The organism is Fictibacillus tiangongensis (assembly GCF_048083785.1).
Lineage (GTDB): Bacteria > Bacillota > Bacilli > Bacillales > Fictibacillaceae > Fictibacillus.
In genome coordinates, this window is the sequence record NZ_CP182294.1 from 480174 (window position 1) to 505904 (window position 25731).

The window sequence follows — 25731 nt, forward strand, 5'->3', positions numbered from 1 at the left end:
TTTTCTTTTCCTATCTCTCTAATAGGTGAAAGGAGGCAAGAACTTGATAAATACAAATATAGTAAAAAAAGCGATTAAAGGAAATGAAGAAGCCTTCGAGCAGCTCATTATCCAAGAGAGTGACAAACTTTACAGAACAGCATTTCTTTATGTTCGTAATAAAGAGGATGCTTTAGATGTTCTACAAGAGGCAGTCTGTAAGGCTTTTGTCGGTATCAATAAATTAAAGGAACCTAAATATTTTAGTACATGGTTAATGAAGATATTGATTCGAACTGCATATGAAGTTCTACAAAAGAAAAAGAGGACGGTTCTAACAGGAGCAGCTTTTATTCAGGAGATTACTGAAAATACGAGTAATCAACCTGAACAAGATTTGGATTTAACATATGCGATATCCCAAATGGATCATCACTATCAAACGGTTATCATCTTGTTTTATTTTCATGATTTATCAATAAAGACCATCGCACAAAAAATGCAGAAACCGGAGGGCACAATAAAGACATATTTACATCGGGCAAAGGTAGAGTTGCGAGGCTTGTTAGGGGGAGTGGGAACATATGGACATAAAATGGGTTGATAAAAAGAAGAATAATGATTCATCACGAACTGAAATATTAAGTGCTATACAAAAAGGTATGAATGAAGGTAGAAGGACTATGCGAAAAGAGAGAGCAAAAGTTAGATTGAAAGTTTCTGCCTGGTTATCTGTCACAGCAGCTTCTGTTGTGCTTGTATCAGGATTTGTCTTTTCGCCAATAAATACAGTATTAGCGGATGTTCCTTTAATCGGAAAACTATATGAAGAATTAGATGTCAAGATTGGTAAAGAACTAGCAGCTAGTAACCTTATAACAGAGATCAATCAAAAAGCGACAAGTAATGGGGTTGATGTGACCGTAACTAGTGCTTATTACGACGGGAATGTAATAGGAGTTACGATAAAAGCGGAAGGTAAAGGTTTATCGGTTGAAGCAATGGATAAAGAACATAGTCCTGAATCAGGGTATACGATAGGAGGAGCAGATAAAGATCAACTTGTTGGGATGAGGGGGCCACTTCAGGAGTTGAAAGAAGGTAGTTATGTGGCAGCACTGGAGTTTGAATTGAAAGAAAAAGAGTTACCAAAGAATTATACGCTACCTTTACAGTTTACCCATATAGCAAATAAAAAGGGGGATTGGAACTTTTCGGTTCCAGTGAAACAATTACCTGTTGAAACTGTAAATCTTAATGAAAGTAGTACTTCAGAAGACGAATTATACAATATTAACTTAAATAAATTAATAATTGCTAAAGCTACTTCAACGTTATATTACACATTTGCTTCTATAAAAGAAGACTTGAATCAAGATGTACATTTAGTAGTATTTGATGAGCATGGGAAAAGAGTACCTTTAAGAAGTAATGGTGTAGAAAAAAGCATCAAACACTCAGAAGGCGTTAAGCAATATAGAGAATTACAGTTAGGAAAAATACCCGATGATGTAAACTACTTAATGATATATCCAGAAGTTGTTTCGATGGATAGAGTTAATAGAACAGAACTTTCACCGATAAAAGTACGATTACAATAGAACGAATAAAAGCATGGTGAATAATTCCCCCATGCTTTTAAACCGTCTTTCGCTCGATCAATCGTACTTGAACCTCTTCATGTGCTGCTTCCTGACCGTTCATTGCTTGCTGAAAAAGTTTTTCGCCGACTTCAACAAAAGGGATCTCAAGTGTTGTAATATGCATAACCCTTGAGATAGGTTGATTATCAAAGCTCATGATTGCGAGGTCGTCTGGAACGGCTAGGCCGTTTTCTCTGCAACCTGTCAGGATTCCAGCGGCTACTTGATCGCTTGTGACAAGTAGAGCTGTCGGACGATCTTTCATGTCCAATAGATGCAGTGCTACGTTAACACCATCTTCAACATCAAAACAATTTGTGAAGATGTAACTTGGTTCATAACTTAAGGCCTTGCTTGTTAAGAAATCTTTATAAGCAGCATCTCTCTGGCTGCTGTTAGTACCTGTCTGCCTTCCAATCGTATAGCCGATCTGTTGATGCCCTTTTTTGTATAAATAATGGAGAGCCATGGTAAATGTTTTATAATGATCAATAAATGTAGAGGAGATCTTATTGGTTCTTGAATCTTCACAAAGGACGATAGGTCCATACACGCTGTAACTTTCAATGACGTCCCATGTACAGATCCTCGAACAGATAATCAGTGCATCGATTTGCTTGTCTTCAAGCATCCTCAAAGCTTCCATTTCTTTTGTTTCTTCATAGTTCGTTTGAATAAGAGCAAGCTTATAATTATGATCTAATGCGGCATTCGCGATTCCTTCAATCAATAGACCAAAGTAAGGATGGTTAGAGAAAGGAACAACTACACCGATTAGATGAGTTTTTCCTTTGCTTAAATGAACGGCGTTAATGTTACGGTGATAGTTAAATTTTTTCATAGCAGCTTTTACAGCAGATACTTTTTCCTCGCTAACATATGGATGATTATTGATTACACGAGAGACTGTCGTAACAGAAACACCAGCCAGCTTTGCTATATCTCTAATATTGGTCATGCCTTCACCTTTTCTCTTCAAAAGTTTTTCTTGCTCTGAAACGCGTTTCATACCATACCCTTTGCATATATACAAAAGGAGGTATGTCTTGTGGTGATATTAACCGGCATCGTCAGTCTTATTTTCATGTGTGTCTCTATTCTATACCTTTCATGGTTTACCATTTCAATTCACGAAAAAAGTGTGCTTCCCCAAAAGAAAGAGGATAAAGGAGATCACTTTCACTTTTTATTTGATGTGTATGGTGACTAACTTATGAATTTATTGTAGTAACATCTGTAAACTTGTTCAACTCCATTGCCGAACTCAGTCACAATCAGTTAAACTGTAAAAATATTAACGCTCTACTTTTGGGTAGAATGATGGTAAGTAATATATTGGAGAGTATGCTTAATGGAAATGGAGAAACAAGAAACCTACGATATCATGGCAGTCTGTTTATTAGCAGGCAAAATTATGCTGCAAAGCGGAGCAGAAACGTACCGTGTAGAAGATACGATGATGCGTATCGCTTCTTCTTTTGGTGCTTATCAGTCACATCCCTATGTAACACCAACGGGCATTCTTTTTTCTGTAGAAGGTAACGAGCCAACGAAGACAAAGTTGATTCGGATCGTTGAACGCACAACAGATCTAGAAAAGGTCGCTCAAGTGAATGGTATATCACGTAGGATCAGTGCTGGTGAATTTACGATTGAACAAGCTTATAAAGAGTTGAAAAAGATCGGTGAATCAGGTTCTCCTTACTCTCTATGGATTCACGTTTTAGCAGCAGCTGTCTCTTCAGGCTGTTTCTTAATCATGTTTCAAGGAGAATGGAGAGACTTTTTCCCGGCTTTTATAACAGGTGGACTTGGGTTCTTGTCCTTGCTGTATTTTCACCAGCTTGTCCCGATAAAATTTTTCTCAGAGTTTTCTGCCTCCCTTTTAATTGGATTACAAGCTCTCTTCTTTGTTTCGACAGGGATAGGCGGTGAACTGGACAAAATAATTATTGGGTCCGTTATGCCTTTGGTACCGGGATTGCTGATTACGAATGCTGTTCGTGATTTAATGGCAGGACACCTTATTTCTGGACTGGCTAAAGGCGCAGATGCTTTTTTAACAGCATTTGCGATAGGTGCAGGAATTGCTGTCATCTTTTCATTTTTTTAAGAAGGAGCGTTCACGATGACAATTGTTGAACAGATCATTACGAGTTTTATTGCGTCAGCAGCGTTTGTTATCATTTTTAATGGTCCAAAACGCTCCCTTTTTCACTGTGGTCTAGTAGGGATGATCGGGTGGATCTTCTACTTCTTATTAGAAACAAATGGGGTAGACATGGTGTTAGCTACGGTTATCGCATCGTTTACGATCGCTATCGCCTCACAATACTTTGCCAAAAAGTATAAGACACCCGTTATTATATATAGTGTTGCCGGCATCATTCCTTTAGTACCTGGTGGCATTGCATACAATGCGATGAGAAGCTTCGTCGAGAATGATTATAATCTCGCCATTAATCTAGCTGCAAAAGCCTTTATGATCTCAGGGAGTATAGCTATTGGTCTTGTTTTCTCTGAAGTCATCAACCAAATTATCCGCAAATCAAAGCTTAAGACGATTGTAAACAAAACGCACTAAACATAGGCAGTTTTAAAACCATCTGGTCATCAGGTGGTTTTTTATTGCACAATTTTTCATACTTATATTCTACTATTTTTTTCTGGATTTTTGAGATTCAACTAGGAACTGTACACGACAAAAGATACAAATGTCCATACTGGAAAGAATTTTATCTTGTTTTCTTACCATGTCTAACTTCATAATAAGAAAAAAACGTAAATGATTTTGGCGTTTCTAGTCACAATTTGTAATCATATATGATTTATCATATAATTACAAATAGATAAAATTTTCAGTCAAATACAAGGGGGTAAAGTTTTGAACAGCTTTGAAACGTTTGTAGGAGATGCAGTGGCGATTCTGTGGAGTCAGCCGATGATTTATTTTTGTTTAGGCGTAGGGCTATTATTTTCAATTCTAACGAGATTTTTGCAAGTTCGTCACTTTAAAGAAATGATCAAACTCATGTTTGAAGGAAAAAGCTCTAAAGCAGGGGTTTCTTCATTCCAAGCTTTGGCGATTGCGTTATCTGGCCGAGTAGGAACAGGTAACATTGCAGGAACAGCAACAGCGATCGGCTTTGGGGGACCTGGTGCGGTTTTCTGGATGTGGATGATCGCGTTTATCGGTGCATCGAGTGCTTTTGTTGAATCAGCACTTGCGCAAGTTTATAAAGTAAAACAGGACGGGGAGTACCGTGGTGGTCCTGCTTATTATATTGAAAAGGGCATCGGGTGGAAATGGTACGGAATCATTTTTGCGGTATCCGCTCTAGCTGCTATGGCGCTGCTTATGCCAGGTATCCAATCTAACTCAATTGCTGCGGGACTTGATAATGCTTTTAACATCAATCCGTCCATAACGGGTATTTTCTTAGTTGTCATTTTAGCCGCTATTATTTTTGGTGGTGTTAAAAGGATTGCCAATGTAGCACAGTATGTTGTTCCATTCATGGCAATTGGTTATGTGCTTGTTTCACTAATCATCGTTGCTTTTCATATCCCTCAAATTCCTGAAGTTCTTTCTTTAATTTTCAGAAGCGCGTTCTCTTTTGATTCAGCATTTGGAGGGATTGTAGGTTCAGCGATCATGTGGGGCGTTAAGCGTGGAATCTATTCAAACGAAGCGGGTCAAGGTACTGGGGCTCATCCAGCTGCAGCTGCAGAAGTATCGCATCCTGCCAAACAAGGACTTGTTCAAGCATTCTCTGTATACATTGATACTTGGCTAGTATGTACTGCAACAGCATTCATGATTCTCTTTACAGGCATGTACAATGTTCAAAATGAAGCGGACAAGTCGTTTATTGTCGAGAACATTCCTAACGTAGAAGCGGGTACAGCTTTTACACAAGAGGCGATTGAATCAGTGCTTCCTGGATTCGGTTCAGGGTTTGTAGCAGTTTCGCTATTTTTCTTTGCTTTTACAACAATTATGGCATATTACTATATTGCAGAAACGAATATCGCCTACCTCATGAGAGGCCGTAATAACAAAATCCCAATGTTCTTGCTTAAGATTGTTTTGTTAGGAACAACGTATTACGGGGCTGTGAAAACAGCAGACTTAGCTTGGGCGCTAGGAGATCTTGGTCTAGGAATCATGGTTTGGCTGAACTTAATTGCCATACTCATACTAGCAAAGCCTGCTCTTCGTGTTTTAAAAGATTACGAGGAACAAAAGAAAGCTGGTCTTGATCCTGTTTTCGATTCAACCAAACTTGGCATAAAGAATGCAGAGTATTGGGAAGGCGGATATAAAGAAGCACAAGGTAATAATGAAGAGAAAGTATCATAATAACTGATTTTGAACAGGCTGTTTGTAGCAGCCTGTTTTTTTATGTGGTTTAAATAGGGAGCTTTACAGGAATTCATATTAAAAAGATGTTCTGGTGTTCCATTGATGTTTTTATGAAAGTAGTTCATTCCCGTTCCGAGTGCTCGCTTTCCGCGGGGCAGGCTGTGAGCCACATTTGTACGTTTCACTCTTAAGTGTCTCACCTGGCTAGTTACAGTGGCAAGCCCCTCGAGGTCAAAAGTTTAACGGTCAATAAGGCAAAGTGCGTCTTCATAGCCCATTCAACTTTTGCTTGTCGGGGCTGAACGAGCCACTTCCACTTTGAAGACTGCCCGCCTGTCCTACAGGAGTCTCGCACCTTCCACTCCAATAAACTTCAAGGGAGTCAATGAGCTGAAGGAAAAATCTTTTATAAAAGTACGTAACAAGTCTTTACTAATTCTTTGTTGCTTTTGAAAGTAAGTGATTTCCATGTTTCGTTACACTTTCTTTCCAAGGAGAGTCATTCAAGACCTACCCCAAATTAGCTGTTGTATGGGTACGTAATTTAAGCTTCAATAACGTAGTCATAAAGAATAAGATTAACCAGCTATTAAGAATGTTAAAAAATACAAAACAAGAGTGGAGGCAGACCTTTGATTGAACTACTTAAAAAAGGAAATAAATCGTCCGGCATTGCCGCATTAGGAAACACAGTACTTGCAATTGCTAAAGGAATTGCTGCTGCAGTCAGCGGAAGTGGTGCTATGTTTGCGACAACTCTGCATTCAGCTGCAGATGCACTAAATCAGGCGTTTGTATTTTTCGGAAGTGCTCTTTCTGAGAAGGAACCTACTAAGCGATTTCCTGCAGGTTTTGGCCGCGTGGTGAATCTGTTCGTTTTAGTGGCTGTAATCGTGGTTTCTATCATGGCTTACGAAACGATTTTAAAAGGGTGGAAGCTTATACAAGATCCACAATCTTCAACGAATCTATTATTAAATATATTAATCATGATACTAGCGATCTTAGTTGATGGCTTTATCCTCATAAAGGCGATGAAGGAGATTGTTCACGAGACGAGAAGTGATGCAAAAGGATTCGGGATCGTAAAGGAGTCTTTTAGGAATGTTGCTTTAGCTGCACCCCCAACCCGCTTAGTTTTTTATGAAGACTTAATCGCGACTTCTGGGGCTTTGTTAGCCCTTATATCTATCGTATTAGCAGACCTAACCGGAGCATATATATTAGATGGTATTGGAACATTATTGATCGGAATCCTTCTCGTAGTTGTAGCATTTAAGTTAGGCATCGAAAACACGCGAGGACTGATTGGAGTTGCAGCCCCAAAAGTAGTTGAAGACCGTATTGCGAATGTAATTCTTTCAGACCAGGATGTCGTGGATATTAAAGAACTGCGAATTTTGCAAGAAGGCCGAAGATATCATGTAGAAAGCTATATTGAATTAAAGGAAGGATTTACTCTGGCAGACGCAGATGATATAAAGTATCGGGTGAGAGATAAGCTTTTAGAAGATACAGACATTGGTGATGTTACGATGGGAATATTAGAAACTGACCATGTGAAAACGTGGCCAAAGAAAGCAGAAATTGAAGTGAACGGAAAAGAAGATAATACAGAAAAGCCCCGCTGAACAAATAGGCGGGTTTTCTTTTTACTAAAAAATAGGATAAGAAGTCGAAATAGTTAAATATTTTTAAGAAAAAGGATAAAATACTAATAGATGGTTAAGTTTGTTAAACATCGGTGACGTTCGGGGGATAAATTATGTGGAAAGTATTTTCGTATTTAAAAGCATACCGTGTCGCGATCGGAGTTGCTTTATTTTTAACGTTAACTGAACTTGGGGTTGAACTTCTGCAGCCATTGATTATGGCTAAGATTATTGATGATGGCATCTTGAAGAGCGACTTGAGTGTTATAAAGTACTGGGGAGCTGTCATGTTTGGGCTGGCTCTAGTCGCATTTGCAGCAGGAATTGCGAATTCGTTCTTCTCAGCACATGTTAGTCAGAACTATGGTTTTGATATTAGACGGCGTGTTTTTGAGAAGGTGCAGTCTTTTTCTTTTGTGAATTTCAATAAGTTCCCTGCCTCGTCGTTGATAACACGAATGACAAATGATGTGACGCAACTTCAGAATACAGTATTTATGAGTTTGAGGATCATGCTTCGAGCACCACTATTACTAGCTGGTGGTGTGATTATGTCTTTAATCGTGAACTGGAAACTGGCTTTAGTGCTAGTGGTTATATTACCGTTCTTGTTATTCTTCTTAAAATGGGTACTCCAGACGGCTGGCAGTATGTTTAGAGATGTGCAAGATAAGCTCGATGGTGTGAATCGTGTCATGCGTGAAAATCTGATGGGAATGCGACTGATTAAAGCGTTCTTACGGAGAGATTTTGAGAAGAATCGCTTTGAACAAGCGAGTGGAGAGTTGAAGGAAAAAACAGTCTCCTCTCTTCGTTTGATCGAAGTATCGATTCCTGTCTTATTGTTTGTTATGAATATTGGAATTCTGTTTATTCTTTGGTTCGGCAGCAGACAGGTGAGTATGGGATCAATTGAAGTAGGAGAAGTGGTAGCGATCGTAAACTATTCTTTCCGTATTTCCTCTGTACTAACGATAATATCGTTTATTATTATGGCTTTCTCACGTGCAAAAGCATCTGCACAACGAATTGGAGAAGTGTTAGATACAGAGATAGACCTCGTTGAATCTCCAGATACAGACCACTCTCTGAAGATAGGTAACGGAGCAGTCGAATTTAAAAAAGTTTCTTTTCAATATCCAGGAAGTGATGTTCCGGTTCTAAGAGATCTTTCTTTTTCAGTAAAACCAGGAGAGACGCTAGCGATTCTTGGTTCAACTGGTTCGGGTAAGACCTCACTCTTTCAGCTCGTACCGAGGCTCTATGATGTAACAGAAGGTGAAGTACTAGTTGATGGAAAAAATGTAATGAACTATCCGATCGAAACCTTGCGAAAAGGAATTGGAGTGGTTCCTCAAGAAGCTGTTCTGTTTACCGGATCAATTTCAGAGAATATAGGCTGGGGTAAAGAGGGAGCTACTTCTGATGAGATCATATCTGCAGCAGTTGATGCACAAATTCATGAGACTGTGGAAAAATTACCGAATCAATATGATACTCGAGTCGGCCAGCGTGGTGTAAACCTTTCTGGCGGACAGAAGCAGCGCTTGTCTATTGCAAGAGCACTCGTTCGTAAGCCCAAAATACTCATGCTTGATGATAGTACGAGTGCATTGGATTTAAAAACAGAAGGAAAGCTGTTAAAAGCGTTAAGAACGTATTCTTGTACAACGTTTATTATTACGCAAAAAATTAGTACAGCGATGGAAGCTGATCATATTTTGCTTTTAGACGATGGAGCTGTTAGTGCATGGGGTACTCACGAAGAACTGTTGAATACCTCACCGTTATATGTAAAGATCGTTCAATCACAGTTTGGGGAGGAGGACTTTTTGCATGTCAAAGGATTCAAACAGACCTCATCCACATAATCATTTATTTGGAAAAAAAGTAAAACCGAAAAATTGGGCAAGTACCATTAAACGAATCGGAAGCTACTTTTCTGATCAAAAATTTTTGCTTAGTCTAGTCTTGCTTATGGTCATCGTAAGCTCGGCTTTAAGTTTACTCGGGCCATTTCTGATCGGTATGGCTATAGACTCGTATATTGTAAAAGAAAATATAGAAGGATTAAACAAACTTTTATTAGGTCTTATCTTTGTTTTTGTAGGTCAATCTCTTTCTACTTGGCTGCAAAACTATTGGATGATTGGAATTGCGCAAGATACCGTGTTAAGAATGAGAAACAATCTGTTTAACCAGTTTCATCGATTATCGATTTCCTTTTTTGATAAACGGCAACATGGTGAACTGATGAGCCGTGTGACGAATGATATAGAAAACGTCAGTTCTACGTTGAACAGTTCGTTTATTCAAGTGTTCTCAAGCATACTCACCCTCGTTGGAACAGTGGGTGTCATGATCTATTTAAGTCCGATACTGACGCTGATCTCTTTATCTATCGTGCCACTCATGTTCTTTGGGTTAAAGTGGATTACGAAAAGAACAGGTGCTCGGTTTAAAGAACAACAAAGAAATCTGGGCGAGATCAATGGCTATATTGAAGAGATCACTTCTGGCCAGCGCATCGTAAAATCATTTTCGCAGGAAAAAAGAGTGATGGAAGAATTTATGGCTAAGAATGAACGGTTGAGAGAGTCTGGATATTGGGCGCAGACCTTCTCAGGCTTTATTCCGAAATTAATGAACGTGCTTAACAATGGAAGCTTTGCGTTAATAGCGGGAATCGGCGGCGTACTTGCGTTGAATGGGAAAGTATCGATCGGTGTGATCGTTATATTCGTTGAGTATTCTAGACAATTCACAAGACCGCTCAATGATTTAGCCAACCAATTTAACACGTTATTGTCTGCCGTTGCTGGTGCGGAGAGAGTCTTTGAAATCCTGGATGAATCACAAGAGGAGATGGATGAAGCAGGTGCTACTGAACTGTCTGCTGTAAAAGGTAAAGTAGTGTTCCAAGATGTTTCTTTCTCTTATGAAAAGGATGAAAAAACCGTAAGTGGATTAAATTTTTCGGTGAAAGAAGGAGAGACGGTAGCGTTAGTAGGACCGACTGGTGCAGGTAAGACTACTCTCGTAAATCTGCTTTCCAGGTTTTACGAGAGCGATAGCGGTCAGATCTTAATTGATGGACATGATATTAAAAAAGTGAAAAGGAGCTCGCTTCGAAGTCATATGGGGTTTGTTCTCCAAGATTCTTTTTTGTTTGAAGGTACCATCCTTGAAAATATTCGGTATGGACGGTTGAATGCGACGGATGAGGAAGTAGTGAATGCTGCAAAGCTAGCGAATGCTCATTCTTTCGTTCAGAAGCTGCCTAAAGGATATAAAACGATACTGAACCAAGAAGGAAGCGGCATCAGCCAGGGACAGAAGCAGCTTCTATCTATCGCAAGAGCCATCTTAGCAGATCCGTCACTACTAATCTTAGATGAAGCGACTAGCTCTATTGATACGATTACCGAGATGAAGATACAAGAAGCTTTGCAGCGTCTTATGCAGGGTAGAACGAGCTTTGTGATCGCACATCGATTGAACACGATCCAACAGGCTGATCAAATCTTAGTCCTTCACGATGGTGGTATCCTCGAAAAAGGGACACATGATGAATTGCTCAAGAACAAGAAATTCTATCATTCTCTCTATCATAGTCAGTTAAAGCAAGATGCTTAATCAATGTATGAGATTTGGAAATGAGGCTTTAGTCATAATAAAAGGGCGATTCTTGAAGGAATTGCCCTTTTATTGTCGTATTGATAGAACATAAGACACTAAAGGACTAAGGAGTATAGAATGATCGTTGAGAAGCTGCTTTTACATGTTTTAATTGTTCTTGCGCCCGTATTGAGCTACAGCTTTTTGTTCGAGCATCGAAAAATAGGCAGATCACCATATTTCATAGGCTTACTATATGGATCTGCTGCATCGCTCTGCATGTATTTTGCCTATTACGATTCCTCATTGTACTGGGATCTGAGGTATGTTCCGGTCGTCCTGTCTATTTTTTATGGTGGTCCGATTTCTGGAATCATAACGATTGCTGCTCTTATGCTGACTAGAACAGCTATGGGTGGCGAAACCCTGTTCTTAGCATATATCTCAGCAGTTATTTCCTGTGCCTTACCCTTTCTCATCTATAAGTACTTCTGGAAATCCAGCCCGAAAAAAAGAGTTTATCTTTCAATTATCATAGGCTCTTGGCCTGCGCTTGTTCAGTTAATTATTCTATTGATCTATCTGAACTTTAATCAGTATTTTTTAATGGTTGATCAAAAGTTATTACTATACATATGTGTATTTGGTACCATACAAATCTTAGCTGTTGTTTTTGCAGCTGTATTAAATGAATCTGTTATTGAAAGAAACTTAATGAAGGATGAGATCAGGCGTTCCGAGAAGCAGCATACGCTTGGAGAGCTCGCAGCATCCATCGCACATGAAGTTCGTAATCCATTAACCGTTGTAAAAGGGTTTCTTCAGTTGATGGAGGGAGAAGACGAGCGGCATAAGCATTACTATCCACTCATCTTAAGTGAATTAGGAAGAGCAGAAAATATTATTAGTGATTATCTAAACTTCGCCAAACCTGAATTTAAAAAGATTGAAACATTTCCTCTTCCTTTATTAGTCATGGAATTAAGTATTCTTTTAAATCCTTATGCGTTAAAGGAAGGCATTTCGCTCACACACACTATTGAATCAGATGCTGTTATTACTACGGACCGAAATCAGTTAAAACAAGCATTAATAAATCTTTTAAAGAATGCAGTAGAGGCAACGCCAAAAGAAGGGCGTGTGACAATAAAACTAATTGAAGAGGATGACACTGTTAAAATTATTGTGAGGGATACGGGTAAAGGAATGACAAAAGAACAACTAGCGCGTGTAGGTTCACTTTTCTTTTCTACGAAAGAGCAAGGTACTGGTTTGGGGACGATGGTATCTACTCGAATCATTGAATCAATGGGAGGAAGAGTCGATTATACGAGCAAGTTAGGAAAAGGTACGAAAGTCAGTGTCACGCTGCCCCTCACACATCTTCTTAGTAAAGAAACGGTTTAAAAACCGTAAAAAAGGGGAAAATGCTGAGAAGAGGTGAAGCAGCATGGATAACTTTATGTCTGAACTCTTTAAGTTTTTTGGAGGCTTCCTGAATGTCAGCTTATTGTTAGTTGTCATTATTGTTATATTAATTGTGCGCCAAGCGAGAAAGAAAAAGCCGAAAAATGAAGAAGAAGACTATCTTAATCACAAAGAAAAACATTCAAAAGAATGATGTTCAGAAAGCCTGTAGAATCTACAGGCTTTTTTGGTCATTTGTCGCATTTTATGTTTTATGTTTAAAGTTTATTTTATTTAACTGTTTGGGAAGGTTTTCTATTTTTTTCGTCGAAGTTACATACACACCATATGTGAAGAAGCACACATCAATGAATCTTTTATTGAGTGTGCTTTTTTATATCTTTTAAATTTGCCAATCGTAGAACTCACGTCGTATAATTTTTGTATAATATTTTGTATATAGTTTGTAAAAGTAGAAGGAAGGTATGCATGTATGAGATCAGTAGCTGTAATTGGTGCGGGTCCTGGTGGTCTAACTGCGGGAATGCTATTAGCCAGTAAGGGATATCAAGTGACAGTATACGAAAAACAACCGTTTATCGGTGGGCGTACTTCTGCTTTTCATCAAGATGGTTATACGTTTGATAGGGGTCCAACCTTTTTGAATATGCCTCACATCTTGGAGGAAATGTTTCAGCTTGCCGATCGACGCTTAGAAGATTATATCGAGTTGAAAAGACTTGAACCGATGTATCAGCTGAAATTTAAAGATGCAACGATTGATTCTACCACTGATCAATCTGTCATGTATAAAAATATTGAAGCAGTCTTTCCTGGAAACGGTGAAGGCTATCAACGTTTTATGAAGAAAGAAAAAGAGAAGTTCGAAGCACTCATGCCCATCTTACAAAATAAGCATGATTCCTTGTTGGATTATTTACAGCTTAAATTTATAAAAGCTTTGCCGAAGTTAACGGTGACAGATTCATTACACGATCAACTTTCAAAGTATTTTTCTGATGAAAGACTCCGACTCGCATTTACGTTTCAGGCAAAATATTTGGGGATGTCTCCTTGGGAATGTCCGGGTGCGTTTACGATTCTTTCTTATATGGAACACGCCTACGGGGTTTATCACCCTGTAGGCGGTGTGAACAAAATTACAGAGGCAATGGTTAAAGTGATTAAAGAGTACGGTGGTGAAGTAGTAACTTCATCAGGTGTAAAAGAACTTATTATTGAAAAAGGCAGAGTGAAGGGACTTCTACTCGATTCACGTGAAGAAGTGTTTGCGGATGAAGTAGTAGTTAATGCGGACTTCGCTCATGCAATGGAAAAGTTGATGCCTAAAGGATCTACAAAAAAGTATACGAGCGAAAAACTAATGAAAAAGAGCTATTCTTGTTCTGCATTTATGCTTTACGTCGGTGTGGATAAGAGATACGACCTTCCGCATCATACGATCGTTTTCTCTGAAGATTATCGTAAAAACGTTGAAGAGATTACGAAGAAGAAGATTCTGTCTCAAGATCCTTCCATCTATATTCATAATCCTTCTGTAACAGATCCAACTCTTGCTCCTGAAGGGAAATCAGCGCTTTACATCTTAGCTCCTGTTCCTAACAATTTTAGCTTGATCGATTGGGAGCATCATAAGCATGATTTTAAAAAGCTTGTTCTACAGCAGCTGCAGGAACGAACGGATTTTAAAGATTTGGAACAGCATATCGAAACAGAATATATGTTCACGCCGCTTGATTGGGAAAACGAACTTTCTGTATACAAAGGTGCAACGTTTAACCTTGGCCATCAATTAACCCAGATGATGTACTTTAGGCCACATAATAAACAAAAAGAAATCGAAGGATTATGGCTTGTTGGCGGTGGTACTCATCCGGGAAGCGGTCTTCCTACGATCATGGAGTCTGCCCGTATCACAACAAACATGATGTCAGAGAAACATAGCAAGATGGAGGTACAATCTGTATGAATGCTGGAATTGTTGGCGGAGGTATTGGTGGCTTAATTACAGCACTCTACTTAAGAAAACAAGGTAAAGAAGTTACGATCTACGAGAAAAGTTCCAGACTTGGCGGCAGGCTGAACTTTTTTGAAAAAGAAGGCTACAAAATTGATAGCGGTCCTACAATCGTTCTTCTTCCTGAAATGATTTATGAGATCTTAAGTGAGGTGGGCATTGAGCGCGATGAGCTAGAGCTGATCTTGTGCAGTCCAATGTATAAGTTAAATTATCCAGATGGATCTCATTTTTATAAAACGAGTGACTTGCCTGGACAGCTTAACGAGATTAAGAGAATGTTTCCAGGAGAAGAGCAAGGGTTCTTACGTTACGTAACGGATATGTACGAGCGTTTTCATCAAGGGAAAACGGCATTCTTAGATCGTTCATTTGTAAACCGAAGGGATTTCTGGACCCCGAAAAACCTGCACACACTTACAAAACTAAAAGCTTATCAATCTGTAAAAAAATTAGCAGAAGCGTATTTTAGCCATCCGAGAATGCAGGAAGCTTTTTCGTTTCAAACTCTGTATATCGGAGGATCACCTGAAAACTCCCCGGCCATGTATTCGCTCGTGCCGTTTAGTGAACATGCTCACGGGATCTGGTATGTAAAAGGCGGATATGGAAGTGTTGTAGATTTACTCCAAAGAAAGCTAGTCGAGCAAGGTGTGGAGATCCGTTTGAGCACCCCTGTAGAAGCGCTGTCGTTGCAAAGTAACTCGTGTAACGGGGTTGTGACAAAAGAAGCTACACATCTGCATGACATGGTCATTTATAATGGTGATTTTCCAGGCATCCACCATCTCATTCCAGGACCAAAATCGGTCAAGAAAAACTATGAATCTTCTTCTGGTTGTTTTCTTTTGTACCTTGGTCTAGACAGAATATTTGATGAAGCAGATGTTCATCAGTTCTTTATGACAGAACACTTTGATGAACATATGCAAGAAGTGTTTTTACAAAAGAAGCTGCCTCGTGATCCGGCCATTTACACGTTCTATCCTTCAAAAATCGACCCAACACTCGCACCAGAAGGAAAAAGCGTATTATACGTACTGGTTCCGGTTCCTTCGGGAGACACCGTAGATTGGGAGTCAGAGAAACAAAGTTATGCAGATTTTATTATTGAGTCATTGGAAAAACGAGGATATCCAGGGCTGAAGGATTCTATCGTGTGGAGCGAAATTCGCACACCTAACGATGCACTCACAGACGGGCTTTACCAAGGAGGCAGTTTTGGTATTGCGCCTACTTTAAAACAATCCGGTGTGTTTCGACCACAGATCAAACCTCTTCCATATGAAAATCTGTACGCGGTAGGTGCATCGATCCATCCAGGTGGAGGAGTTCCCATCGTTATGCAGAGTGCAAAACATCTAGCCAAATATCTTGAAAGGGCGTGAAACAGTTGGTAACGGTTCAGGAATCGTATTCTCATTGTGAAGAGATCATTAAAGTTCATTCTAAAACCTTTTATAAAGCATTTTCATACTTACCAGAAGACAAACGACGTGCCGTTTGGGCCGTGTACTCATTTTGCAGAACGGTAGATGATATTGTAGATGAGGGAGATAGCCCCGAGAAAGAGCTAGCTGTCTTTAAGGCAGAGTTCAATCAGTTTCTTAAAGGCGAAATTCCTGCAGCCGAACCAATGTGGATCGCATTGCAGGATGTTTTTCATAACTTCGAGATGGATCATCAAGCTTTTTTAGATATGGTAAAAGGACAAGAAATGGATCTGTATAAGACACATTACGAAACAGTGGAAGAGCTGGAGTACTACTCGTATCACGTTGCCAGTACAGTCGGTTTGATGCTATTACCAATATTAGCTCCTGAACAAAAAGATCAGCTTCGCGAAGGAGCGATCGCACTTGGGATCGGCATGCAGTTTACAAATGTATTACGGGATATCGCGGAAGATTTAGACCGCGACAGAGTTTATGTTCCATTAAAAGTAATGGCTGAACATGGTTATACCGAAGAGGATTTGAAAAATGAAGTGGTGGATGATCGTTTTATCGCGGCATGGGAGAGTATAGCGCTTCGTGCAGAAGTCTTTTATGCAAAATTTAATGAAACATTAGAGCACTATCCGATTGAATCTCGAATGCCTGTCCAACTAGCAGCAATCTATTATCGTGAGATTCTAAACAAAGTACGTAAGCAGCATTATAAAGTGTTTAACGGAAGAGCATTTGTGTCAAGTGCTGAAAAAGGAGCACTGTTGAAGCAGATTGCTGTGAAATAACTTTATACTAGTAAAAGAGCTGATGAACCAGGTGGTGTTGCCTGTGTTGTCAGCTCTTTTTGATATTCTGTGTTTCTGTTTTAGTTGCGTCAAGTTCTCGTGAGAGGGGTATAGAGCAATTTAGTAAGAGTCGAAAATGTCGACTCGCCGATATATCAGTAAAACTCGCCGTATTCCGGCATAATCTCGCCGTATTAATTCAGTAATTTCTAGGGTTATAGGTAAAATTTCAAGTATTAACGGGTCGTATACCCTAGATGGTATTTCCATACAGCGGTTACATGTGCAAAAACAGCACCATGTGTTCTTCATCGTGATACTGATCATCTACTTTAAGGGCTTTTTCTTCATATCCATAGGTTTTGAAACCGAGTGAAGTGTAAAGGTTCTTTGCTTTTTCGTTGTTAGCTTCAACTGTTAAGTTCAGTTTTTCAAGAACAGGTATACGTTTTGCATGTTCAATAACGGCTTTCATCAAAGAGCGACCGACACCTGCTTTACGGTTATTAGCGCTTACGTACATGGCATAAATATTGCCGCGATGCTGCATTTTTAAAGCTTTTTCTTGGACTAACGTTACATTGCCGATCAACTGATTTTGATCAAACATGCCGAACGTATAACTTCCTTCTTCTTGTAATCGGCTCGCTACTTCTTTAAGTGGGTTTTTTCTTCTAATTGCTTCTTCATAGCTTGAAGCGAACGCTTCTGGATTGGATTTTAATGCTTCAAGTCGAAGCTCCCAATAAGCTTTTGCATCTTCAGGTTTTAAGAGACGGACTTCCATGCCATATCCCCCAATGTTTTTAAAAAATAGTGTACCACAAAATGGAAAGAGTATGACAGATGAATTTAAAAACGAGCAAACGCTTCGGGCGTTTGCTCGTTTTCATTGATTTATGATAATTGTTTGGGGACTGACCCCTTCAGCAGTTCACGGGCGACATTGCGGCCGCTCATGATGACCATCGGGGAGCCGCCTCCAGGATGCGTTGTACCTCCAGCAAAGTACAGATTATGGATATCTTTAGAGCGATTAGAAGGGCGGAGGAACGTGTTTTTACGTTCATTTGCTGATATACCATATAAAGCCCCTCGAAAAGCTCCAAATTTAGCTTGTATGTCGTGAGGGGTTATCATCTTCTCGTGAAGGATATGCGGCCGTATTTGAAGACCGAACGACTCTAGCCGATCATATACTAAATGTTTGTATTGCTCATACTCATCTAGGCTTTTAGAAGAAGACGTTCGAACAGGCGGTGCGTTAACCAATATAAAAAGGTTGTCTCCTTCAGGTGAGACGGTTGGATCCGTTACAGATGAATTCGAAATATAGATGGTTGGATCATCGGGAAAATCTCCGTCGAATAACATTTTGAATTCTCGTTTATAGTCATCTGAGAAGTACACTTGATGATGCAGCAGAGTATCTAACCGTTTGTTTAGTCCTACTAAGAGAACAAATGCCGAGATTGAAGGTGAGTAGCTCTCGACTTTTTTATTTTTCATAGAAGGTCTGAAGCGCTCTTCTACGAGTTTAGGGTACGCTTCGAGCAGATCTCCGTTCATTACGACAGCATCGAACACAACTTCATGTCCATTTGAAAGAGTCAGAGATTTTGCTTCAGCGTCTGTCACGTTAATTTTTTTAACTTCTACTCCTGCATGTAAATGTACCCCAAGCTTTTCTGCTAGTCGTACCATGCTTTCGGCGATTTTTACGTTGCCGCCTTTTACGTAATAAACCCCTTGGATCATCTCTAGATAAGCGATTAGAGAGAATGTAGCAGGTGCTTGAAAGGGCGATGAACCTATGTAAGTAGCATACCGGTTAAAGGTTTGCAGCAATAGCGGATGCTTAAAGTATTTATGATGAAAGCTGTCCATGGATTGCAGAGGTCTCACTTTTGTAAAAGCATTAAAAAGTGAGGGAGAAAGATAATCTTTCATACTCGTAAAGGTTCTAGGGAAAAATTCTTTTTCTGCTAGATGATACAAACGTGTCACTTCAGAAAGATAATCGTGATAGCGCTGTGCGGCATAAGGATCAAGTTTTTTTAATTGATTCATCACATGGCCTACATCGGTCGACATCTCAAAAATTTCACCATTGCTGCTAATGTTACGAGTATGCGTATCTAATTTGATCCACTGAAAATAGTCTCTAGGATCCTCACCTGCATCCAGAAACACCTCGTCAAATATTTGAGGCATCGTGATGGTGTTTGGTCCGAAATCAAACGTATGAGATCCTAAAGCTACAGGCATCAATTTACCGCCAAAATGCTCGTTTTTTTCATAGACATGAACCTCACATCCGTTACTAGCAAGTGAGATGCTAGCCGATAATCCGCCAAGGCCGCCTCCGACAATTGCAATTTTTCTCATTGATAAGAACGTCCTTTCCATTCGTAGCCTTTCTTTTTTAGAGCTTTCCACATAGAGGCATTCACTAGTACGACTAACCCTAATGCAGATAACGGCATGGTGAAGGCAAGATAAGCTTTTTGTCCCGTTAACAGGTCGACATATGCCTTTTGAATGACTGTAATGAAGTAAGGAAGCAGCCATAGCAGTTGATCAGTGAATATGCCGTATATGAAAAAGAATAAAGGAGCTATGTAAAATCCGGTATAAAAAAGAGATAAGAAAGCAACGAGAAAGATGGAACGCCCTAATCCAGGAAACAAGTTCTTCGTAAATCCGTTCCAAACTTCTTTATTGGTCGAGTACATATAACAAGAAACATATTTCGTTACATTAGCGAGAACAACTTTATAACGGGCTCGTTTCATGGTTTTGGCTAAGTCTACATCATCAACTAATGAACCCTTAATGCTAGCATGACCGCCAATGGCACGATAATCCTCACTCTTAAACAACATGAACGCACCGTGTGCTGCTGATGATGGAGGCCATTTTGTAAAGTTCGCAAAAAGAAGAGGAAGATGAAAAAGGATAACAAAATGCTGCAGAGGAACAATCAGTTTCTCAAAAAAGAGAGTTACAGGAAACTTTGGAAACCCAGATAATAGACTAGCTTTTCGCTTCTTCAATAATGAGAGTGAAGTCTCAATCGTATGGGGATGAAGCCGAACATCCGTATCGATAAATAAAAGATAATCACCTGTTGCACTTTGACTAAGCTGATGACAGGCATGCACTTTACCTGCCCAGCCTGAAGGAAGTTCCTTCCCATGTAAAACGCTGAAACGGCTATCGTTATCGATGTGTTTCAACAGCGAGTTATATGTATCATCATCTGAATGATCATCTAGGATAGTAAAGGATATTTCATGATACGTCAGTCCTTTTAACGTGCTGACGAGACCAGCTACGTTCTTCTCTTCATTCCGCATCGGTACAAAAACAGCAACCCTCTCCGAATGAGAAGCCCTGAATGAGGGCTTTTTTAGAGAGGGTAAAAAGAGACTATTTAATAAGGTTGCTGCTAAAAAGAGAGTGGCAGCTGTAATAAATAGGAGTACCATGGATATCACCTTTTCCCCGGGCTGTAAGCTATATTGCGATTAAGAGAAAGTGGTTTGTTGTTTATGCGATATAAACTCAACAATATGATACTAGCGATAGTAACACCGATTGCCGCCAGATATAGCTCTGATGTTAATCCTAGTAGAACAAACATGCTCGTGACCATCAAAAACACAGCAATCGTGCGAGAATGCCAATAAGGATGCTGAGATGTTGCAGTTTTCTTCGTAATATTCAAACCTGTAACTAAAGTGATATGAAAGAAGCTAGCCAAAAGAAACCAGCCAACAAAGTTTTGCAAAGGTATTCCATAGTATATCCCTGATCCATCCCAGAACCAGTAACCTTTAACAAGGTAAGCGACAGGATCGATTATCCCATCCATGACAACAGCGATCAGACCACCTGTAACAACATAGAGTGGTATTTTTATAGCTGTTTGACCTTTAAATGGTTTAACGATTCCACCAGCGATCGCGTGAGAGACGGCTAAAATCATCACCCACGCGAATTCGATGGCAACTGGTACGCCTAACCATTGTAAACCGAGCTGATCGCTATAATTATACTGACCAAAAATTAGGCCGGTCTTGACGCCGATACTCTCTGCTACGATACTTCCAAACAGAACGAAAAGAGTAAAGATTGCGCCAAAGTTACCGTACGTTCGATAAAAGTAAAATCCTCCAAGAACACCGCATGCGATTAAAAACACACTGTTTGCCCATTCAAGAGCAGGTGGGAGAATATCAAAAACAAGAAGTATTAATCCTACGCTATACCAAAAGATAAAGAACCGAAAAAGTACTTTATCGATGGTGCCATGCTGCTGTGCTGTTTGCAATATTACCCGATCTCCTTTGAAACATTTTTTAAATCTTCACCTATTAAATCGGCTGTCAGCTGTCCTGATAGAGTTACCATTGGAACGCCGCCGCCAGGGTGTGTAGAGCCGCCAACAAAATAAAGATTTGTAAACTGATTGCTTCTGCTCGGAATCTTAAATCCGCCGTTCATCTTGCGGTCCGTTCGAATACCGTAGATGGAGCCACCGTTCGGTCCGTAAAGTTCTTTTAAAGTGTCAGGAGTAAACGTGTATTCCCATTCAACGTGCTGGCGCAGGTCTTTAGCTCCCATTCGCTCAAGCTTGTTCAACACGAGCTCGCGATAGCTTTCAAGGTTGCTTTCCCACGTTTCTCCCTCTTTAAGAGGAGGCACGTGCGTGAGGACAAACCAGTTATCTTTGCCTTCAGGTGCTTGAGTCGGATCGGTTTTTGAAGAGATTCCTACATAAACTGTAGGATCATCAGCAAGAATACCCGTGTTGAAGATTTGATCAAATTCACTTTCCTGACTTTGAGAGAAGAAGAAGTTGTGATGTGCGAACTCATCATACTTTTTATCAACGCCAAGCAATAAGACGAGACCTGATACAGTAGGTTCGTATTTACTCAGATCTTCCGCAGCCTTTTTAGCTTGCGGATGGTTGGAGAGAAGCGTCTTATAGGCTGGAATGGCTTCTAAGTTAGAAACTACGATATCAGCATACAGCTCTTCGCCGTTCTCAAGTTTTACCCCTTTAGCCGTAGTGCCTTCTGTTAAGATTCCAACTACTTTTTGATTTGTTCGAACATCAACGTTATATTCGTTTAAAACACTTAGGATCGATTCAGCAATCTTGTACATTCCGCCTTCCACATAATAAATGCCAAGGCCGAGCTGCACGTGAATCAACTGAGAAAGAACGGCAGGTGCCTGATATGGGGAGGAACCGATGTACATGATGAAGAAATTAAATAGTTGTTGAAGGTGTTTGTCTTTAATGAACTTTTTCGTTGCTTGGTCCATTGATTTTACAGGATCCATCGCAAGAAGTTCTTTGAAGCTGTGAAGAGTACGCAGATCATTCAATCCAGATAAACTTTTCTTATAGAAACTCTTCATGCTAAGTTCGTACATTTGGCTGCAATAATCCAGATACTTAAAGAATGAAGCAGCATCTTGCGGATTCACTTTATTGATTTCCTTCAGCATCTCTGGGAGGTCGCTCGTCACATCAATCACAGTGCCATCTTCAAAAAAAGTTCTCCATTGTGGCTCGATACGCTGGATGTTTATGTAATCGTGAATGTTCTTTCCAGCCGACTCGAACAGCTGCTCAAGTACCCATGGCATCGTTAAGATGGAAGGACCCGTATCAAAGGTATAGCCTTTTCCAGAACGCTGATTGAGTTTACCGCCAATACGTTCATTCTTTTCGAGTACAGTTACTTCGTGACCATCAGCTGCTAAACGAAGAGCTGCCGATAGGCCTCCAAGTCCGCCGCCTACAACTAACACTTTTTTCTTCATCAAAATCCTCCTCGGTATTGGGATTGAAAGGTTAAGTTTGTTTCTTAGCTGTTGCTGTACGACTGTTCCTCTGTATTGTATAGTTTATGTACAACCATTGTAAAATTATTGAACGCTTTTTCAACATATTCAAAAAGCGACTCTTTATTTTCAGTTCTTGACTGAATACAAAAATTCCTCTTTTTTTAAGAATTGTTTGAAAAAAGAATACAAAGCCAAAGCTGTAACTATAACTTTTTTCTAAAGGAGACAGTCGACATGTTTTCTACACTTTTGTATCTATCGATCATGTGGCTTTGTGGATGGTTCATGCTATGGAATATTCGCACGCTAAGTGCTAAAGGTCCTCATAAACCACATTCTGTTTCAGTAATTATTCCCGCAAGGAATGAGGAAGCAAACTTAAAAAATTTATTGCCGACATTGAGCAGCCAAAGTATAAAGCTTCATGAAGTGATTGTTGTTAACGATGATTCTGAAGATCGAACTGAAGAAGTCGCTCGGGAGTTTGGTGTTACCGTTGTAAAGCCAGAACGTCTTCCAATCGGCTGGTTAGGTAAACCATGGGCATGTTGGAATGGAGCAAAACATGCTACAGGCTCTTTATTGTTATTTTTAGATGCTGATCTAGAAATAGAGAGAGACGGAATTGAACGCTTGTGCGGTGAATGGGAAAGAAGCGGGGGAATGATCAGTGTTCAACCGTTTCATCAAATGAAGAGTGCCGGAGAAAAATTATCTTCGCTATTTAACATAATCGTCATGGCGGCCATGCAATGCTTTACGCTATTCAAAAAGAGACCTGCTGGTGCGTTTGGACCTTGTCTTATGATCGACCGAGAAACGTATACAGAGATAGGTGGTCATGAAGGGATTAGGCATCAAGTTCTTGAACATATGGAAATGGGAAGAGTAGCTATGAATCAAGATGTGAACGTTACTTGTTTCTCCGGATACAAGGCGGTTTATTTCAGAATGTATGCAGAAGGTCTTTCAGCACTGTTTTTCGGATGGTGTAAAAGCTTCGCACTTGGTTCAGCAAAAACGCCTCTCATGCCCTTAGTTCTGACAGTAGCTTGGATTACTGGAGGAATAAGTCTAGCCATTCAGCTTCCTTTCTTATTGGTTCAAGATGTGAACGAAATGGTGATATGGGGGATCTTCTATCTTCTATATGCTATTCAGATTAAGACCTTAATGCAGAGAATTGGAACGAATACATTTCTTTCCGCTTTATCACACCCTGCGCACTTCTTGTTTTTTTCTGTGGTGTACATTTGGTCTTTTATTTTGAGTGTGATCAAAAAAGAAGTAAAGTGGAAAGGTAGAGAAATCTCGGTTTCTGAAAAAGGAGATGTGTAAATGCTGATTGAACTTTCTCCGTTTTGGACGGTAGTGATCAATATACTTGCCTGGCTCATTTTTCATTTAACTGTGGCTTATATCATTCATCGAACTCCTTTTTCTCACTTTACAAAAGAGAGCAGATGGGATTCAGCTTTTGGTTGGGAAAACGATGGAGGATGGTATGAAAAAATAGGAATACGTAAATGGAAAACCATACTGCCTGATGGTGGTGATTTTTATAGGGGAGGATTTGCGAAGAAAACACTAGAAGGAGATTCCCTAGAGTATTTATCTCGTTTTTTAGCGGAAACACGTCGCGCGGAACTAACGCATTGGCTGTCTATGCCTCCAGCTCTATTGTTTTTCTTGTGGAACCCTGTTTGGATCGGCAACATCATGATTTTGTATGCCGTTCTGTTTAATCTACCCTTCATATTAATCCAAAGATATAACAGGTTCAGGCTTATTCGAATATTGGATCTCAAGAATAAGACACTGGAACGAAAGAGGAGGAAAGTTGTTGGATATTTCGAAGGACCTTACGGAAAAGCGGAAAACTGAACACATTAGAATTAGTTTGAACGAAGATGTTGAAGGTAAGAACATTACGACTGGATTTGAAGACTATCGATTCATACCTAACGCATTGCCTGAATTATCATTTGATGAAATTACACTTTCAACCACATTTTTAAACAAAGAGATGCGTACGCCATTTTTAATCTCTTCCATGACAGGTGGAACAGAAACTGCCTATCAAATAAATCAACAGTTAGCGATGGCTGCTCAAAAAAAAGGATGGGCGATCGGCCTCGGATCAATGAGAGCTGCGGTTGAAAACGAGGATCTTGTTTATACGTTTCAGATTCGGAAGTATGCTCCTGATATTCCGATCATCGCAAACATTGGAGCGGTTCAGCTCAATTATGACTTTGGGATCGATCAGTGTAGACAGGCAGTTGAGATGGCAGAAGCAGATATGCTTGTGTTGCACTTAAACACATTACAGGAAGTGTTCCAGCCAGAAGGCGATACGAACTTTTCTCATTTGCTATCTAAGATTGAAAAAATCGCAAATTCTCTCCAAGTACCAGTCGGTGTAAAAGAAGTAGGAATGGGAATTGACGAAAAAACCGCTGACCGCCTTACATCTGCAGGTGTTCAATTCATTGATGTGGCTGGTGCAGGTGGAACGTCATGGATACAAGTAGAGAGCTATCGTTCGAACGACAGCATTCGAAAAGAAGCAGCGGAAGCTTTTCTAGACTGGGGACTGCCGACTGCTGAAAGCATCCTTGCGGTCAGGAAAAATAATTTTTCCACTCCATTGATTGCAAGCGGGGGACTCAAAAACGGTGTTGATGCTGCAAAATCAATTGCTCTAGGTGCTAATCTAGCTGGTTTTGGAAGACTACTACTGCCATCAGCTGTAGAAAATGATGTTGAAGCGCTGCTCATACAGATGGAACGCATCGAATTTGAGATGCGTGCGGCCATGTTTGGAATTGGTGCTGGTCGTATAGAAGAACTCGCACATTCAGATCGACTTATTAAGAAGGTATAAAAAAAGCGCTCCTATAGTCAGGAACGCTTTTTGTTTA

At 39.9% G+C, this 25731-nt stretch carries 22 protein-coding genes; 16 read left to right on the forward strand and 6 right to left on the reverse strand.

The genetic code is table 11. The features are described from left to right. The first annotated feature begins 43 nt into the window (after nt 1-43). Nucleotides 44-583, forward strand: coding sequence for a sigma-70 family RNA polymerase sigma factor (locus ACNJYY_RS02740; protein ID WP_416730473.1), 540 nt, complete (start codon nt 44-46; stop codon nt 581-583). Next, nucleotides 564-1580 (forward strand): DUF4179 domain-containing protein, encoded by a 1017-nt coding sequence (locus ACNJYY_RS02745; protein WP_416730474.1) that lies wholly within the window; start codon nt 564-566, stop codon nt 1578-1580. The genes ACNJYY_RS02740 and ACNJYY_RS02745 overlap by 20 nt, the downstream gene beginning before the upstream one ends. Nucleotides 1581-1617: 37 nt before the next feature. On the opposite strand, the gene ACNJYY_RS02750 is transcribed toward ACNJYY_RS02745, so the two are convergent. Further along, complete coding sequence (locus ACNJYY_RS02750) at nt 1618-2580, reverse strand: LacI family DNA-binding transcriptional regulator (protein WP_416731793.1); 963 nt, start codon at nt 2578-2580, stop codon at nt 1618-1620. 393 nt (nt 2581-2973) lie between these two features. Here ACNJYY_RS02750 and ACNJYY_RS02755 point away from each other — a divergent pair, with 393 nt between their 5' ends. From ACNJYY_RS02755 to ACNJYY_RS02805, 11 genes are all read left to right on the forward strand, one after another. Then, nucleotides 2974-3735, forward strand: a complete 762-nt coding sequence (locus ACNJYY_RS02755; RefSeq protein WP_144704128.1) for a threonine/serine exporter family protein — start codon at nt 2974-2976, stop codon at nt 3733-3735. A 15-nt stretch (nt 3736-3750) separates the two neighbouring features. Beyond that, nucleotides 3751-4206, forward strand: coding sequence for a threonine/serine exporter family protein (locus ACNJYY_RS02760; RefSeq protein ID WP_137791495.1), 456 nt, complete (start codon nt 3751-3753; stop codon nt 4204-4206). Between the two features lie 357 nt (nt 4207-4563). Next, nucleotides 4564-5985: an alanine/glycine:cation symporter family protein gene (locus ACNJYY_RS02765; RefSeq protein WP_416731794.1), complete on the forward strand. Its 1422-nt coding sequence runs from the start codon at nt 4564-4566 to the stop codon at nt 5983-5985. Between the two features lie 635 nt (nt 5986-6620). After that, entirely contained in the window at nt 6621-7619 is a 999-nt protein-coding gene (locus tag ACNJYY_RS02770) for a cation diffusion facilitator family transporter (protein WP_416730475.1), read from the forward strand. Between the two features lie 134 nt (nt 7620-7753). Next, nucleotides 7754-9511: an ABC transporter ATP-binding protein gene (locus ACNJYY_RS02775; RefSeq protein WP_416730476.1), complete on the forward strand. Its 1758-nt coding sequence runs from the start codon at nt 7754-7756 to the stop codon at nt 9509-9511. Then, on the forward strand, nt 9477-11276 hold the full coding sequence (locus ACNJYY_RS02780; protein ID WP_416730477.1) for an ABC transporter ATP-binding protein: 1800 nt from the start codon (nt 9477-9479) through the stop codon (nt 11274-11276). The genes ACNJYY_RS02775 and ACNJYY_RS02780 overlap by 35 nt, the downstream gene beginning before the upstream one ends. A 120-nt stretch (nt 11277-11396) precedes the next feature. Continuing rightward, the gene (locus tag ACNJYY_RS02785) at nt 11397-12665 is read left to right on the forward strand and encodes an ATP-binding protein (protein WP_416730478.1); all 1269 of its coding nucleotides are present in this window, start codon (nt 11397-11399) and stop codon (nt 12663-12665) included. Nucleotides 12666-12708: 43 nt separating this feature from the next. Continuing rightward, nucleotides 12709-12879, forward strand: coding sequence for a hypothetical protein (locus tag ACNJYY_RS02790; protein WP_186320649.1), 171 nt, complete (start codon nt 12709-12711; stop codon nt 12877-12879). A gap of 279 nt (nt 12880-13158) precedes the next feature. Continuing rightward, on the forward strand, nt 13159-14655 hold the full coding sequence (locus ACNJYY_RS02795; protein ID WP_416730479.1) for a phytoene desaturase family protein: 1497 nt from the start codon (nt 13159-13161) through the stop codon (nt 14653-14655). Beyond that, the gene (locus ACNJYY_RS02800) at nt 14652-16091 is read left to right on the forward strand and encodes a phytoene desaturase family protein (protein ID WP_416730480.1); all 1440 of its coding nucleotides are present in this window, start codon (nt 14652-14654) and stop codon (nt 16089-16091) included. The genes ACNJYY_RS02795 and ACNJYY_RS02800 overlap by 4 nt, the downstream gene beginning before the upstream one ends. A 5-nt stretch (nt 16092-16096) precedes the next feature. Further along, on the forward strand, nt 16097-16939 hold the full coding sequence (locus ACNJYY_RS02805; RefSeq protein ID WP_416730481.1) for a phytoene/squalene synthase family protein: 843 nt from the start codon (nt 16097-16099) through the stop codon (nt 16937-16939). A gap of 277 nt (nt 16940-17216) precedes the next feature. Here ACNJYY_RS02805 and ACNJYY_RS02810 read toward each other — a convergent pair whose 3' ends face one another. From ACNJYY_RS02810 to ACNJYY_RS02830, 5 genes are all read right to left on the reverse strand, one after another. Beyond that, nucleotides 17217-17726, reverse strand: a complete 510-nt coding sequence (locus ACNJYY_RS02810; RefSeq protein WP_416730482.1) for a GNAT family N-acetyltransferase — start codon at nt 17724-17726, stop codon at nt 17217-17219. 110 nt (nt 17727-17836) lie between these two features. Beyond that, nucleotides 17837-19327 (reverse strand): phytoene desaturase family protein, encoded by a 1491-nt coding sequence (locus tag ACNJYY_RS02815; protein WP_416730483.1) that lies wholly within the window; start codon nt 19325-19327, stop codon nt 17837-17839. Continuing rightward, a complete protein-coding gene (locus ACNJYY_RS02820; protein WP_416730484.1) occupies nt 19324-20430 on the reverse strand; it encodes a glycosyltransferase in 1107 nt (368 codons plus the stop codon). The genes ACNJYY_RS02815 and ACNJYY_RS02820 overlap by 4 nt, the downstream gene beginning before the upstream one ends. Before the next feature lie 5 nt (nt 20431-20435). Continuing rightward, the gene (locus tag ACNJYY_RS02825) at nt 20436-21275 is read right to left on the reverse strand and encodes a carotenoid biosynthesis protein (RefSeq protein WP_416730485.1); all 840 of its coding nucleotides are present in this window, start codon (nt 21273-21275) and stop codon (nt 20436-20438) included. A gap of 2 nt (nt 21276-21277) precedes the next feature. Beyond that, entirely contained in the window at nt 21278-22783 is a 1506-nt protein-coding gene (locus ACNJYY_RS02830; RefSeq protein WP_416730486.1) for a phytoene desaturase family protein, read from the reverse strand. A gap of 258 nt (nt 22784-23041) precedes the next feature. On the opposite strand from ACNJYY_RS02830, the gene ACNJYY_RS02835 reads away from it, so the two are divergent. Genes ACNJYY_RS02835 through fni form a run of 3 tightly spaced genes read left to right on the forward strand, consistent with a single transcriptional unit; the run spans nt 23042 to nt 25694 of the window. Then, nucleotides 23042-24145, forward strand: coding sequence for a glycosyltransferase (locus ACNJYY_RS02835; RefSeq protein ID WP_416730487.1), 1104 nt, complete (start codon nt 23042-23044; stop codon nt 24143-24145). Then, nucleotides 24146-24691, forward strand: coding sequence for a glycosyl-4,4'-diaponeurosporenoate acyltransferase (locus ACNJYY_RS02840; protein WP_416730488.1), 546 nt, complete (start codon nt 24146-24148; stop codon nt 24689-24691). Beyond that, a complete protein-coding gene (fni, locus tag ACNJYY_RS02845; RefSeq protein ID WP_416730489.1) occupies nt 24651-25694 on the forward strand; it encodes a type 2 isopentenyl-diphosphate Delta-isomerase in 1044 nt (347 codons plus the stop codon). The genes ACNJYY_RS02840 and fni overlap by 41 nt, the downstream gene beginning before the upstream one ends. Nucleotides 25695-25731: the final 37 nt, after the last annotated feature.